The organism is Rhodospirillales bacterium RIFCSPLOWO2_02_FULL_58_16, assembly GCA_001830425.1.
Classification (GTDB): Bacteria; Pseudomonadota; Alphaproteobacteria; order Rhodospirillales; family 2-02-FULL-58-16; genus 2-02-FULL-58-16.
This window is the reverse complement of record MIAA01000052.1, coordinates 14,356-28,740: the sequence shown is the minus strand read 5'-3', so window position 1 is coordinate 28,740 and position 14,385 is coordinate 14,356. Positions and strand designations below refer to the sequence as shown.

At 61.6% G+C, this 14,385-nt stretch carries 11 protein-coding genes, 1 other RNA gene and 1 pseudogene (1 of these 13 only partly in view); 1 reads left to right on the top strand and 12 read right to left on the bottom strand.

The annotated features are described in order from the left end of the window. The 9 genes and pseudogenes from A3H92_11840 to A3H92_11800 form a co-directional block, all read right to left on the bottom strand. Nucleotides 1–232: pseudogene (locus tag A3H92_11840) on the bottom strand (UDP-N-acetylglucosamine--N-acetylmuramyl-(pentapeptide) pyrophosphoryl-undecaprenol N-acetylglucosamine transferase) (it extends 64 nt beyond the left edge of the window). Then, the gene (locus A3H92_11835) at nt 229–1,353 is read right to left on the bottom strand and encodes a cell division protein FtsW (protein OHC73258.1); all 1,125 of its coding nucleotides are present in this window, start codon (nt 1,351–1,353) and stop codon (nt 229–231) included. The pseudogene A3H92_11840 and the gene A3H92_11835 overlap by 4 nt, the downstream one beginning before the upstream one ends. After that, on the bottom strand, nt 1,350–2,708 hold the full coding sequence (locus A3H92_11830; GenBank protein ID OHC73257.1) for a UDP-N-acetylmuramoylalanine--D-glutamate ligase: 1,359 nt from the start codon (nt 2,706–2,708) through the stop codon (nt 1,350–1,352). The genes A3H92_11835 and A3H92_11830 overlap by 4 nt, the downstream gene beginning before the upstream one ends. Nucleotides 2,709–2,718: 10 nt before the next feature. Then, nucleotides 2,719–3,807 (bottom strand): phospho-N-acetylmuramoyl-pentapeptide-transferase, encoded by a 1,089-nt coding sequence (locus A3H92_11825; GenBank protein ID OHC73256.1) that lies wholly within the window; start codon nt 3,805–3,807, stop codon nt 2,719–2,721. Between the two features lie 14 nt (nt 3,808–3,821). Further along, the gene (locus tag A3H92_11820) at nt 3,822–5,252 is read right to left on the bottom strand and encodes a UDP-N-acetylmuramoylalanyl-D-glutamyl-2, 6-diaminopimelate--D-alanyl-D-alanine ligase (protein ID OHC73367.1); all 1,431 of its coding nucleotides are present in this window, start codon (nt 5,250–5,252) and stop codon (nt 3,822–3,824) included. Nucleotides 5,253–6,717: 1,465 nt separating this feature from the next. Further along, a complete protein-coding gene (locus A3H92_11815; protein OHC73255.1) occupies nt 6,718–8,472 on the bottom strand; it encodes a penicillin-binding protein in 1,755 nt (584 codons plus the stop codon). Further along, nucleotides 8,469–8,843, bottom strand: a complete 375-nt coding sequence (locus A3H92_11810) for a hypothetical protein (GenBank protein OHC73254.1) — start codon at nt 8,841–8,843, stop codon at nt 8,469–8,471. Before A3H92_11810 ends, A3H92_11815 begins: the two co-directional genes overlap by 4 nt. After that, nucleotides 8,840–9,814 (bottom strand): 16S rRNA (cytosine(1402)-N(4))-methyltransferase, encoded by a 975-nt coding sequence (locus A3H92_11805; protein OHC73253.1) that lies wholly within the window; start codon nt 9,812–9,814, stop codon nt 8,840–8,842. Before A3H92_11805 ends, A3H92_11810 begins: the two co-directional genes overlap by 4 nt. Before the next feature lie 2 nt (nt 9,815–9,816). Continuing rightward, on the bottom strand, nt 9,817–10,290 hold the full coding sequence (locus A3H92_11800; GenBank protein ID OHC73366.1) for a hypothetical protein: 474 nt from the start codon (nt 10,288–10,290) through the stop codon (nt 9,817–9,819). A 1,040-nt stretch (nt 10,291–11,330) separates the two neighbouring features. Here A3H92_11800 and A3H92_11795 point away from each other — a divergent pair. Continuing rightward, the gene (locus A3H92_11795; protein ID OHC73252.1) at nt 11,331–12,476 is read left to right on the top strand and encodes a hypothetical protein; all 1,146 of its coding nucleotides are present in this window, start codon (nt 11,331–11,333) and stop codon (nt 12,474–12,476) included. A 6-nt stretch (nt 12,477–12,482) separates the two neighbouring features. Here the strand turns inward: A3H92_11795 and rnpB are convergent. The 3 genes from rnpB to A3H92_11780 all read right to left on the bottom strand — a co-directional run bounded on the left by rnpB (nt 12,483) and on the right by A3H92_11780 (nt 14,290). Beyond that, nucleotides 12,483–12,867: RNase P RNA component class A (gene rnpB, locus A3H92_11790), an RNA gene on the bottom strand. Between the two features lie 5 nt (nt 12,868–12,872). Next, on the bottom strand, nt 12,873–13,538 hold the full coding sequence (locus A3H92_11785) for an N-acetylmuramoyl-L-alanine amidase (protein OHC73251.1): 666 nt from the start codon (nt 13,536–13,538) through the stop codon (nt 12,873–12,875). Next, nucleotides 13,535–14,290, bottom strand: a complete 756-nt coding sequence (locus A3H92_11780; GenBank protein ID OHC73250.1) for a molecular chaperone DjlA — start codon at nt 14,288–14,290, stop codon at nt 13,535–13,537. The genes A3H92_11785 and A3H92_11780 overlap by 4 nt, the downstream gene beginning before the upstream one ends. Nucleotides 14,291–14,385: the final 95 nt, after the last annotated feature.

Sequence of the window (14,385 nt, the reverse complement as noted above, 5' to 3'; positions counted from 1 at the left end):
AGACGCCCCGCAGACGCTTGACGAGACTCTTGCCGGCGAGGCCGGACGCGAGGATGCGATAGGTCTCGATGTCAGCCTGATGTCCGCCGAAAGAGCCGCCGCGCTTGTCGGTGATCAGGGCGATTTTGCAGCCGCGCCCGATAAGCTCGGCGGCCAGAGCCTCCGCCGGGAACATATGCCCGCCGGTTCCGCCGGCGGCGAGCGCCACCAAATGACGTTCCGGGGCCGTCATCGGATGTCTCCCTGTCCGGGGCGCTCGCGGGTCAGCGCCAGCACCATTCCCATCGCGTAGGCCATCGCCAGCATCGACGATCCGCCGTAGGAAACAAACGGCAGGGTCATGCCCTTGGGCGGGATCAGATGAGTGGTCGAAGCCATGTTGATGATGGCCTGGAAGCCGAACTGGGCCAGCAGGCCTCCCCCCGCCAAAAGGGTGAACAAGTCGTTCTCCTTGAGCAGGCGACCGAATCCGCGCAACACCACGAAGGCAAACAGGGCGACAACGATCAGGCAGACAATCAGGCCGAACTCCTCGCCGGCGACGGCCAGAATAAAATCGGCGTGGGCGTCGGGCAGAACCGACTTGACCTGTCCCTCTCCCGGCCCGCGCCCGAACAGTCCGCCGTTGCGGAAGGCCTCCAGCGACCGCGCAACCTGATAACCATCTTCGCCGGAGGGATCGAGGAAACGGTCAATGCGGTCTCTCACATGAGAGAAAGTGAAATAAGCGCCGACGCCGCCGCCGATAAACAACATGGCGATCGCCATAACCAGAATCAGCGGCAACCCGGCGAGGAAGAACTGCATTCCCCACACCGCCGAGACGATGATGGTCATGCCGACATCGGGCTGCATTATTAAAAGCCCGGCCACCAGGGCGAACAGGCCGCCCGATAACGCATAACCGGGGAAGCGCTCGTCCAGGCGTCTTTCGGCGAACATCCAGGCGGCGACCACTACGAGGCCGGGCTTGACGAACTCCGACGGCTGCAACGAGAAACCGCCCAGCCTGATCCAGCGGACGGCGCCCTTGATCTCCTCGCCGACAAATATCGTCGCCACCATTATCATTATCGAGACGGCAAGGCAGACGACGGCCAGCCGGCGAATGCCCTGAAGCGACAGCATGGAGACGGCAAGCATCAACAGCATGGCGACCGGCAGAAATACAAACTGGCGGTGGGCGAAATAGAAAGGATCGTAGCCGATGCGCACGGCAACCGCCGGCGACGCCGCCAAAGTCAACACGGCGCCGACGGCGGTGATAACCGCCAACGACGCCAGCAGCCAGCGGTCAACGGTCCACCACCAGCGTCCGATAATGCTCCTGTCGGTGCGGGCCATGATGCTCATGACAACACCAACCGGCGGAAGGCGTCGCCCCGCTCCTCGAAGTTCCTGAACTGGTCAAACGAAGAACAGGCCGGCGACAGCAACACGACCGGGTTTTCAAGGCGCTCGGCCAGCGCCGCTTCGCGGGCTTGTCTTACGGCGGCGGCCAGATCTCCCGACTTGGTAAGCGCCACCTTGCCGGCGAAGGCCTCGGCGAAGACATCCTGCGCCTCGCCGATGAGGAAGGCATGGCGAAGGCGGTCGAAATGTTCCTCAAGAACCTCCAGCCCGCCCTCCTTGGGGCGACCGCCGGCGATCCAGTAGATGGCGTTATAGCAAGACAGCGCCTTGGCGGCGGCGTCGGGATTGGTGGCCTTGCTGTCGTTGATGTAGGTCACGCCGTCGATGGCGGCGATCATCTCCTGACGATGCGCCAGACCCGGATAGCTGCGCATGGCGGCGGCTATCGTCAACGGAGCAACGCCGACAGACCTGGCGGCGGCGTAGGCGGCGGCGGCGTTTTGCCGATTATGGGCGCCGACAAGGGTCGAAATGTTTTTCAGGCTCAACACCGGCGCCGCCGCGCCCTCCGTATCGTCGTAAAGTTCGCCGTCGATGACATAGACGCCGCCGGCGGCGATTTCGGAGCCGGAAACCGGGATCACCCTTCGCTCCTTGTTTTGCTTCAGGCGCTCGAAGATGGCGCGGCTGTGATCGTCATCAATGCCGATGACGGCGACGGCGGAATGCCGGAAGACGGACTCCTTGACGGCGATGTAGCCTTCCATGGAGCCGTGACGATCCAGATGGTCGGGGCTGATGTTGATCAGCACCGCCACTTCGACCTTCAGCGACGGCGTCAATTCCAGTTGATAGGATGACATCTCCAGCACATAGATGCCGGCGGCGCCGAGCGGCTTAAGCTCCAGCGCCGGAACGCCCAGGTTGCCGCCGATTTCCGCCTCGCGGCCGGCGGCGTGAAGGATATGTCCGAGCAGCGCCGTGGTGGTCGATTTGCCGTTGGTGCCGGTAATGCCGATGTAGGCGGCGTCCGGTTGCGCCTTGAGCAGCAGTTCGATGTCGCTGATGATCACGCATGAAGCGGCGCGCGCCAGATTAACCACCGGATGGGGCCTGGGCAGGGTGTGAGGAATGCCGGGACTCAGCACCAGCGCCTTCGGACGGTCCCAATCGCAGGTCTTGAGGTCAACCAGCGGCACGCCGGCCTCTTCGGCGCGGACGCGGACTTCCTCGTTGTCATCCCACGCCCACACATCGGCGTCGCCGGCCGTCAGCGCCTGCGCGGCGGCCAGACCGGAGCGGCCCAGGCCGAGAACGGCGACGGTTTTATCGGCGAAGGGAAGATTGTCGATCATCACGCCTCCCTCACCTCAGCTTCAACGTGGACAGGCCGGCCAGCGCCAGGATGGCGGCGATGATCCAGAACCGTATAACGATGGTGGATTCGGCCCAACCCTTCTTTTCAAAGTGGTGGTGCAGCGGCGCCATGCGGAAGACCCGCTTGCCGGTCAGCTTGAACGAGGCCACCTGGACGATCACCGAGACCGTTTCCAGCACGAACAGGCCGCCGACGATGGCCAGGACCAGCTCGTGCTTGGTGATGACGCTGACCACGCCGAGCGCTCCGCCCAGCGACAGCGAGCCGGTGTCGCCCATGAACACCTTGGCCGGAGGCGCGTTGAACCACAGGAAACCCATTCCGGCGCCGACCAGGGCGCCGCAGAACACGGTCAACTCGCCGCTGCCCGGCACATGCCGCAGTTGCAGATAGCCGGCGAAGACCGAATTGCCGACCAGATAGGCGATCAGGGCGAAGACGCCGGCGGCGATCATCACCGGCCCGATGGCCAAACCGTCAAGGCCGTCGGTGAGATTGACGGCGTTTGAGGCGCCGACCATCACCAGCACGGCGAAGGCGATGAACATCCATCCGAGATCGAGCAGCAGTTCCTTGAAGAAAGGCACGGTGAGGACGGCGCCCAGGCCCGGCGGCATCATCTTGATGATCCACAGGGTCGCGGCGAGGGCGACGCCCGCCTGAAGCGCCAGTTTCAATCTGCCCGGCAATCCCCTGCTGTTGCGGCGGATCACCTTCAGATAGTCGTCGATGAAGCCGATGACCCCATAGGCGACGGTGACGCCCAGGGCCGCCCACACATAGCCGTTGGTGAGGTCCGCCCACAGCAATGTCGCCACGGTCAACGCCAGCAGAATCAGGAACCCGCCCATGGTCGGCGTTCCTTTCTTGGTCAGCAGGTGCGTCTCGGGGCCGTCCTCGCGGATGGGTTGCCCTCCGGCCTGGCGGTTGCGCAGCATGTTGATGACCATCGGGCCGAACATGAAACTGACGATAAGCGCGGTAATCACCGCGCCGCCGGTGCGGAAAGTGAGATAGCGAAAGACGTTCAGTCCGGATATCTGATCGGCCAGGGGATAGAGGAAGTTGAACAGCATTTTCGGTTTCCCCCTTATTCGCCGTTGACGGCGTGTATTTCGCGCCGTTCGCCGTCGCCGGAGGCAAGCTCCCGCAGAGCATTGACAATCAGCCCGGTGCGGCTGCCCGCCGAACCTTTGACCATGACCACGTCGCCCGGACGAGTTGCCGCCGTCACTATCGGCGCCAGGGCGCGGCTGTCGGCGGCGTGACCGCCGCGCATTGATCGGGGCAGGACGTCGGTCAGGCGGGACATGTTCGCTCCCGCCGTAAACACCAGATCGACGCCGTTCTGTTGCAGGGGGGCGGCCAGTTCTTCGTGCAGCCGACCGGCCATAGGGCCTAATTCCAGCATGTCGCCAAGCACGGCGATGCGCCGTCCTCCAGGCCCCGGTTGCGTCCGTCCGAGCACCTCAAGGGCGGCGTTCATGGAAACGGGACTGGCGTTGTAGCTTTCGTCGATAACGGTGAAGGCCCCGCCGGCAATGTTTACCGACGCGGCGCGGCCTCGTCCTTCGGGAACGACGAAGCCGCCCAGCGTCATGGCCGCCTTGGCGACATTTCCGCCGATCGCCGAAACCGCCGCCAGCACCGCCAGACTGTTGATCGCCCAATGACGACCGACGACGCCGATGCGATAGACAATAATCTCGTCGCCTATCTTTGCCGTGATGCGCGAGCCGTCGGCTTCAAACGAACAATCGACAAGACGCGCCCATGCCTGTTCATGCGCGCCGAAACTGCGAACGGTTGCTGCTCCCCCGGCCTTGGCGGCATCGGCGAGACGCTGGAAGTGGGGATTGTCACGGTTCAATACGGCGTCGGCGCCATGCTCCATGCCGGCGAAGATTTCCGCCTTGGCGTCGGCGATCTCCGTCACGTCGCTGAAGAAGGCGCTATGCACAGGCTCCACCGTCGAAATCACGGCGACATGGGGCTTTGCCAGCATGGACAGAGGCGTAATCTCGCCCGGATGGTTCATCCCCATTTCAAAGATTCCGTAGACCGTTTCTTCGGGCATCCGCGCCAGACTGAGGGGCAGTCCCCAGTGATTGTTGAGGTTGCCGGCGTTGGCGAAAGTCGGCGCCTGGGCGCCGAGGACCAGTTTCAGCGCCTCCTTGATGCCGGTCTTGCCGACGCTTCCCGTCACCGCGATGATGCGGGCCTTGGCGCGGGCGCGGGCGGCGGCGGCCAGATCGGCCAGCGCCTTCATGGTGTCATCCGTCATCAGGACGGGAGCGTCTCCTGAAACGCCCGCCGGGAGGCGATGGACCATCGCCGCCGCCGCGCCTTTGGCCATGGCGTCAACCACATAATCGTGGCCGTCGAAATTAGGGCCTTTGAGGGCGACGAACAGGTCGCCGGGAGCAAGGGTGCGGGTGTCGATGGAAACGCCGGTGGCGGCGAAGTCTCGATCACAACGGCCTCGCGTCGCTTCGACGGCGCTTCGAGAGGTCCACAGCACGGGGCCGGCAGTTGCCGTTTTGGCCCTAAGAGCGGCGCGTATAACCTCGGCGTCGTCGAAAGGCAGAATCCTGTCGCCGACGATCTGCCCGGTTTCATGGCCTTTGCCGGCGACTACCAGCAGGTCGCCGGCGGTCAATCCGGCAAGCGCCGTCGCAATCGCCTCGGCGCGATCTCCGATTTCACGGGCGCCCGCGCAGGCGTCAAGGATTTGGCGGCGGATAGCCGCCGGATTCTCGCGGCGCGGGTTGTCGTCGGTGACGATCACGCAATCGGCCAGTTTGCAGGCGATGCGTCCCATCTCCGCCCGCTTTCCGGGGTCGCGGTCGCCGCCGCAACCGAAGACTACGGCCAGCCGTCCCTCGGCATGGGAGCGTAAGGCGGTGAGAACATTGGCGAGGGCCTCCGGGGTGTGGGCGAAATCAACGAAAATGTCGGCGCCGCCGGGATGGGCGGCTACTTTCTGGATGCGGCCCGGCACGCCTTCAAGCATTTCAAGGGCGGCTGCGGCTGATTTCGGGTCTTCGCCGCAAGCGATAACGACGCCCAACGCGCAAAGGGCGTTCTCGGCCTGGAAAGCGCCGACCAGCGGCAGGGTCACGGCGTAACGGTTGCCGTCAACGACGAGTTTCAGTCTTTGTCCGCCGGGCAGCGGGTCAATGGCCTCAAGCCGAATCTCCGCGCCTGCGCGGCCATAGCCGATAACCCTTTGGCGGCGTTTTTCGGCGATTTTACGCAAGGCTGCAAAGCAAGCGCTGTCGGCGTTGATGACGGCGACGCCGCCCGGCGCCATGACATCGGCAAACAGTCGTTCTTTGGCTTTCAGGTAAGCCGCCATCGAGTCGTGGTAATCCAGGTGATCGCGGCTGAGATTGGTGAAGGCGGCGACGCCGATCTTCACCCCGTCGAGACGATGCTGATCAAGGCCGTGGCTGGAAGCCTCCAGCGCCAAGTGGGTTACTCCGTTCCCGGCAAGTTTGTTCAGGGTTTTGTGCAGTTGCGCCGGATCGGGGGTGGTCAGGCTTCCGGGAACCGTCAGTCCCGGCGCGACAACGCCCAAGGTGCCTATGCTTGCCGCCTCGCGGCCCAGATGCCGCCATATCTGACGGACGAATGAGACCACCGACGTTTTGCCGTTGGTGCCGGTGACGGCGGCTATCGTGGACGGCTGTTTTGGAAAGAACCGCGCCGCCATCAGGGCGAAGCGGCGACGGGGATTATCGTCAATGATTAATGGAATCCTGCAATCCGGCGACTCTGTTTCGGCGCCGGGAGGAGCCAGCACGGCGGCGGCGCCGCGCCTTATAGCCTCGGCGATGAAGGTTCGTCCGTCGGCGTGCGTTCCGGGAAGCGCGGCAAAAAGGAACCCCGGCTCGACCTGACGTGAATCACAAGTCAACCCGGCAATATCCCTGACTCCTGCTTCCGCGCCGTGTTCCACTTTTATATGCTCTCCGTTCAGCAGATCATTGAGCCTCAAAATCCGACTCCTGCGGTTTGGCCGGCAAAATCCTGAACGCCGCCATCTGCGGCTGTTCGGATTGCGGCGTCTTGTTTTTTTCTGCGGTGGGGGCGATGCCGACCAGGGGGGCCATGCGCTGCACCATTCGGCTTACCACCGGAGCGGCGACCCATCCGCCGGTTGCGTAATACTGGGTGGCCTTGTTGCCCTTGGGTTCGTCGATGATCGCCAGCACGACATAGCGCGGCGCGTTCATCGGGAAAGCGCCGACAAAGGAAGACACCAGTGACTTCTCGCGGTAGCCGCCGCCGCCCTGCTTGATCGCCGTGCCTGTCTTGCCGCCGACCATGTATCCGGGGGCCTCCGCCTTCCTGCCGGTTCCGTCGGTCACCACCATGCGCATGAGTTCGCGCATTTGCCGGGAGGTTTCGGGCGAGAGAACTTTCTTTCCGTCGGTCGCGCCGCTTGACGGCGGACTGAGCAGCGTTACCGGACGGGCAATGCCGCCGTTGACCAGCATGGCTGTCGCCGCCGCCAGTTGCAGGGGGCTGACGGCAATGCCGTGGCCATAGGAAATGGTCATGGTGTTTATCTCGCGCCAGGGCGAGGGCGTCAGCGGCGTCCCCACTTCCGGCAACTCGATAACGGCAGGGGTCAGCAATCCGAACATTCCCAGGTAGAGCTTTTGGGTCTTGGCGCCGACGTCTACGGCCATCTTGGCGGCGCCGATATTGGATGAGTGGACCAGTATCTCCTGCACCGTCATCCATCGATTCATCGGATGGAAGTCGGAAATGGTGAATCGGGAAATGCGGATCGGCTTGCTGGCGTCGTAGCTGTCGCTCAGGGTGGCCGCGCCGCTGTCAAGAGCCATCGCCGTGGTGAACAGCTTGAAAGTGGACCCCATCTCGTAGACGCCCTTCGTCACCCGATTGAAACCGCTCTCGCCCCTTGAGCTTTCATAAATGTTGGGATCGAAATCGGGCAGCGAGACCATCGCCAGCGTTTCGCCGGTGTTTGCGTCAAGCACCATGCCGGCGGCGCCGAGGGCCTTGAACTCCGACATCGCCGTCGTAAGCTCGTCGCGAAGCAAGTCCTGAACGCGCAGATCAATGGACAGCCGCAACGCTTCGCCGCCGCCGCCGAGGGTCCGGTCGAATTGCTTTTCCAGGCCGGATATGCCCTGGCCGTCAACATCGGTATAGCCGAGCACATGAGACGCCGCCGCGCCGTGGGGGTATATCCGTCGTTCTCCCTGCTGGAAAGCCAGACCGGGAAGGCCCAGGCGGTTGACTTCATAGTGTTGTTTCGGGGTCAGGTTGCGGCGCAGCCAAACGAAGGTGCTTTTCGAATCCAGCTTGGCCAGCACCTGATCGCGGCTTAACTCCGGCAGCGCCGCAGACAGCTTGTCGGCGACCTCTTCAACGTTCAGCACGTCGCGGGGATCGGCATAAAGGGAGACGACGGGAAGACTGGTCGCCAGGACAATGCCCTGGCGGTCGATTATATCGGCCCGCCCGACAATCGGCGGGTGATCTTTCGCCGAGCCGATGGTGCGCGGTTCCTCGCTCGGCGCCAGGACCGTAATATTAACCAGACGGACGCTGATGGCCGTGAAGGCCAAGGCGAAGACAACGCCGGTCACCAAAAGCCTGTTGCGTCCGGTTTCAAGAGACTGTTTCCGAATTCCTTCCAGCCGGACCCAGCTTGAGGGCTTGAGATCGGGGTCATTGACGCGGGAAGGAGTGTGGTCGTTCATCGGCGATTCTTCCCGTCGGCCAGAGCCGAACTGATTGATCTGACAAAATCATCTTCTTTTTTATTTACCGGCTGATCTTTTGCCGGGGGGACGTTTTTCATTTCAAGCGCCGCCGCCGAACCGAACTGCTCGGGGGCAACGGGACTTAATCCAAGATGGCGGGACGCCATGCCGCGCAGCCGACGGGGATCATTCAGATGGCTCCATTCCGCCTTGAGCACATGAAAGGCCTGTTCGTTATTCAGGATAGAGCGATTGAGGCCGGTCATCTCGCTTTCCAGGTCCTGCACCTGATGTTTGACCGTGAACAGGAGCATGCTGAGTACGCCCGCCGTCAACAGGGCCAGAACGGTCGCCATGTGACGGGTCATGGGATCATCCTCCCTTCAAGGGAAGCCGGCCGGGCGGCGGCGTCGGTGCGCTCCGCCGTTCTGAGCCGCGCCGAGCGGGCGCGTGGATTGGCCGCCGTTTCCGCCGTTGACGGCTTGACGGCGCCGCGCCGCAACAGGCGGAAGCCGGGGCCGCAGGGCGTTCCCTCGCGGCTCGGGTGATGGCGGGAACCCCGTGGCGCCGCGCCGCTGCGCCGACGCAGGAAGTTTTTGACCTGCCGGTCTTCCAGGGAGTGAAAGGAAACCACCGCCAGGCGCCCCCCCGGCGCCAGCAGGGATTCGGCGGCGCACAGCCCCCGTTCCAGTTCTTCCAATTCGTCGTTGACGTAAATTCGCAGGGCCTGGAAGGTGCGGGTGGCCGGATCAATGCCGTCCTTTGAACGCCTGACTACGCGACGCACCAGATCGGCCAATTGAGCGGCGCCGGTGAACGGCGTCTCGCCGCGAACTTCGACAATGGCGCGGGCGATTTTTCGCGAAGCGCGTTCCTCGCCGTACTTGTATATAATGTCGGCCAGTTCTTTTTCTTCCAGGCTGTTGACCACATCGGCGGCGGACATGCCTGTCTTGCTCATGCGCATATCCAGCGGGCCGTTGTTGCGGAATGAAAATCCCCGCCCGGCATCGTCGATCTGCATGGAGGAAACCCCGAGGTCGAACGCCACGCCGTCAACTTTATCAACGCCGCGATCAGCCAGCAGCAAAAGCATGTCGCCGAAGCGTCCGCACAAGACCGTCAGGCGGCCTGAATATCGTTTTGCCTGATCAGCGCCCCGCGCCGCCGCTTCAGGGTCCCGGTCGATCCCCCAGACGGTGCATTCGGCGGCCTCGACGATGGCTCTTGAATAGCCGCCGGCGCCGAAGGTGGCGTCAACATAGACTCCCCCGTCACGAGGCATGAGAGCCTCCATGACCTCGCGCAGCATCACCGGCGTATGTCCGCTCGCCGTCATCGTTATGCCCCTCCTTTTTCGGGAGAGGACGGCAACAGCGGCAGGGTGGCGCGTCTGGCGCGGACCTGATCGATGCCGTTGCGGCGGTGGATTTCATGGGCGTCCGGTTGCCAGATGTGCATCGACTCGCCGCGACCGACAAACAGCGCTTCGCCGGAAATGCCGGCGTGGGCGATCAGGTCTTTGGGGAGGACGACCCGCCCCTCGGGGTCGAAAGGCAGGGCGTGGGCGCTGTCCAGGACGGCCGCCGCCAGGTCTTCCTGTTCGTTGGAGAACATCTCCTTGCCGCAGAGACTTTCGGTGAGGCGACGCATGAACTCCTCGCCGCAAGCTTCGATGGCCGGGTAATTGAAGGACGGATAAACGTAAAGAACGCTGCCGCCCCGTTCCATGACGGAGGCGCGAAAAGGCTTGGGAACGGAGACTCTTCCCTTCTTGTCGATTTTGTTGATGTGCTTGCCTACCAACAGCGCCATTTCGGCCTCCGAATGCGCAACCATTTTCGCTCCGGCGCGCCCTTCAGGCATGCCGTAAGCATATTTCCCTCTCATGGCCCCATGATGGGTGTTTTTGAGATATCATGGGACGCCATGGGCGTCAATGGGATATCATGGCGTCAAGTTGGTTAATAAAACCTTTCCGGGAGCCGAAATACCGCACCGCCGACCGGGGAAATCGTGATGATATCATCGGTCATAATCATTGACCCATGGCGGCCCCTGCGCTTTCCCCTCCTTACGAAGGAGGGGGCAGGGGGAGGTTGCTGAAAAAGCGTCTTTTATGTAATCACTATCTGTGCTTATCAGTGCGCATCCGTGGCTAACTAATATCAAAAACAATCTCACGCCAAGACGCAAAGGCGCAAAGTTTAGACACATTCTTCATTTTGCCTTTCTTGGCGTCTTAGCGTCTTTGCGTGAGTTATACTACTTCGTCTTCTAATGCTGATCTATAGAAAGCGAATTGGTATAAAATGAGAAAGCCACGGATAAACACCGATGAACGCGGATATTAAGCGCGTCAGGATTGATTAAACCCATTAAGCCTCAATATGGAAACAAGGCGTGGATGGCCGTGACAAGCACGGCCATGACGGTTTTATTCACTTTGTCATGCGCGGACTTGCGCGGACTTGATCCGCGCATCGTCTTCATGCAAGCGAGAGCGATTCACATCAATCCTGACGCCCTAAATTCAAAAACGGCGTTTCCTTGCAGTCGATGCGTCGGGAGGTCAAAACAAAACCCCTCCCGACCTCCCCTTCGTAAGGGGAGGATTTTTCAGAGTCACTATTTATGGCCGCCGGCATTAGTTTGCGTCGGTGATGGCGTCGATTCGAAACAACATTAATCGGCCTGATCAAGAAAAAAGCATTCCCGATGTAGCAAAGCTGTAGTAGAGTCCCACGCAGGGGCGTGCGCTGCCTGGAGTGCTTGTGAAAGCGCTTCAGAGGCAAAACGGGGGATGTTTAATGGCTGAGGCGGCGGAGTCTAATCGCCTCCCTGTAGTCAAGTTGTTGGAGCGGCTGAATAACTGGTCGTCAAGCAGGGGCGATCCTTCCACGTTGTTCATAGTTTCCTTAGGCTCCTTGCCGACGCAACTTGCGGGCGATGATTTTTGGCTTGATCTGAATAAGGTTCTGCTGGTTCTCAAAACCAGATATGGCGCATCCATTTACGAACTATCCTGCAACGAACGCGCGGTGTTCATAAAGACGACGGAAATGAGCCGGATCGGGATCGTTTCCGATCTCAAGCTGGACCTTCTGCGCCTGATACAGGAGCACTTGCCTGATCATTTCGGCTTAGTCGACCAGTCCAGGCTTTTAAGGGCGATCGATCTGGCGATCAAACGTCAGAACGCCATCCAGTTCCTTGAGCGGTGCAGGGATCAGGAGGCGAAAGGGAGCCGGGAACAGGCGAAGTTGCGGCGTCTTCACCACAACGACATCGCCAGGGTGGAAGAGCTTTACAAAAAGATCGGGGACAGGGATTTTTCGCGGGCTTTCGTCCATGGACAACGGATTGCCGTTATCAATCCGTGCGGTCCCGCCAAAAGTTTCATGAAGGAATGTTTCGTCAAGATGGATATCCTCAAGAAACATGTTTTCAGCGACGTTGAGTTACGCGGCAGCGGCAATGTTTTCAATCAGTTGACCATCTCGCTCGACCGTTTTCTGCTTGGGGGGTTTGAGCACATTAACCCGAACGGCCTTAAATGCTCGATCAACGTCAACGTCGAGACCGTGTTCACCTATGCGTTCAAGGCTTTTCTGGAAAAAACTCCCCCGGAAATTTTCGCCAACATTGTTTTTGAATTCAGACAGGACAATATCCTTCAGCACTTCGATCAATTCGAGATCGCCTGCAACCTGATCGCCTCGCGTAACGGCTCCGTTGCCGTTGACGCCATTTTTCCGGAGACGGTGGGCATAGTCAACCTCAGCCGCCTGCGCATTAATATGGCCAAGATATTTTGGCGTCAGGGAGCGGATGTCTCTTTGGACAAGTGCAGGGAATACATCAAGTCCTTACTGGATTCGGGGACCATGATCGCCCTGGCCAGAGTCGATGACGAGGCCGGGATCACGCTGGGGCACAGCCTCGGCATTTCCCTGTTCCAGGGTTTTTACATTGACAGCATACTCCCCAAGGAATCTTGAGGAAAAAGCGTCAGACGGTCTGTAAGCCGGGTTCTGTCCCCGCCCGAGGGCGATGGATGGCCATTCATCTGGGACGTCCGTCGCCGGACGCCTCACGCGACCTACCCGGGCAGCGGCGCGAAAACGCGCTTTCCGGCCCGAAGCCGGCGTGCCGCCCCTATTTGGTCTTGCTCCCGGCGGGGTTTACCGTGCCGTCTCCGTTACCGGAGACGCGGTGCGCTCTTACCGCACCCTTTCACCCTTACCGGCTTGCGCCGGCGGTTTGCTTTCTGTGGCACTTTCCCTGGGGTCGCCCCCGCCGGGCGTTACCCGGCGCCGTGTTTCCGTGGAGCCCGGACTTTCCTCCCCGTCCTTTCCGGGGAAAGGGCAAGGCGGCCATCCGACCGTCTGACCCCGTTAAGGTAGCCTATGGAGAAGCGCCGTCAAGAGGCCCGATGTCTCGGCGTCGGCGACGCCGTCAATCCGCCGGGGGCGGAACCGGCGCTGGAAGGCCTTGATCGCCATCTTCAGGTCCGTAACGTCATAGCCGTAATCGGCCAGCATGACGCCGGCGTCGGCGGCTTGCCCGGCTTGCTGCTTGTCCGGCCACAAGCCGATTCCGGCCTCGGCCAGACGGCGCCAGTCAAACAGCTCGCCGGGGTCTGTCTTGCGCCTTGGAGCGACATCGGAGTGGCCGACCACGTTGCGGGCCTCGATCGTATGGCGGGCCAGAATGTCCTGCGCCAGCGCCTCCAGCGCCGCCATCTGGGCTTCGGGGAAGGGACGGTAGCCGAACTCGTGGCCGGGATTGACCAGTTCGATGCCCAGCGAGCGGGCGTTGATGTCGCTTTTTCCCCGCCATGACGCCTCGCCGGCATGCCAGGCCCGATGGTTCTCGTCCACCAACCGGCGGACGGCGCCGTCCTCGTCGATCAGATAATGGGCGCTGACCTTTGCCGCCGGATCGCACAGGCGCTCAATGGCCGCCTCGGCGCTCACCATGCCGGTATAATGCAGCACCAGCATGTCGATCCTTGCGCCCGGCGGCCGGGCGTCGAAGTTGGGCGATTCGCTCGTCTTCATTTAAGTCCGCGTTGCTTTCGGATGCGGTCATAGGCGTCGTTGATGGCGGCCATTTTCTCATTGGCGAGGTCGATGAATTCCTGGGGCAGGCCTTTGGCGATCAGGGTGTCGGGGTGGTATTCGCGGATCAGCTTGCGGTAGGTTTTCTTGATCTCGTCGTCGGCGACGGTTTGCTTTATCCCCAGCACTTCGTAGGGGTCGGTTTTGCCGGAACCGAGGTAGGTGGCCCGAATGCGCTCGAATTCATGCTCGTTGAAGCCGAAAATGGCGGCGACCATGGACAGAAATTTCAACTCCGCCGGATGAACGGCGCCGTCAGCCTTGGCGATATGGAACAGCGCGCCGAGAAGCTCCTCCAGCACCGCCGGCTCGCCGGCGAACATATGGGCGATCTGCTCGGCGTAGGGGCCGGCCCCCTTCGCGTCGCGGCGGGCTTCATCCCACAGACGACCGACGTTGGCCATTTCCTCGGGAGGGATTTTGAATACTTCCTTGAAGGCGGCGATTTCATCGCTGGTGATTTGTCCGTCGGCCTTGGCCATCTTGGCGCTGAGGACGATGATGGCGGTGGTGAAGGCGACCTGGCGGGTGTCGTCGGCATAGACGCCGCCGCCCCGGCCTCCCCTCGGCGCCTCGCGTTCGCTGCGCGATTTGTCCACCATATGCCCGGCATAGGCCCCCATCAGGCCTCCCAGCGGCCCGCCGATGGCGAACCCGGCCACGCCGCCGATGATCTTGCCCCAGATGCTCATGACGCCCCCGTTGTCTTATCCATGCCTTGTATTCGGAAAAACATACGCTAAAGTCCCCCTAATTCAATTTATTTTGCCACGGCTTCGGGGGAAGC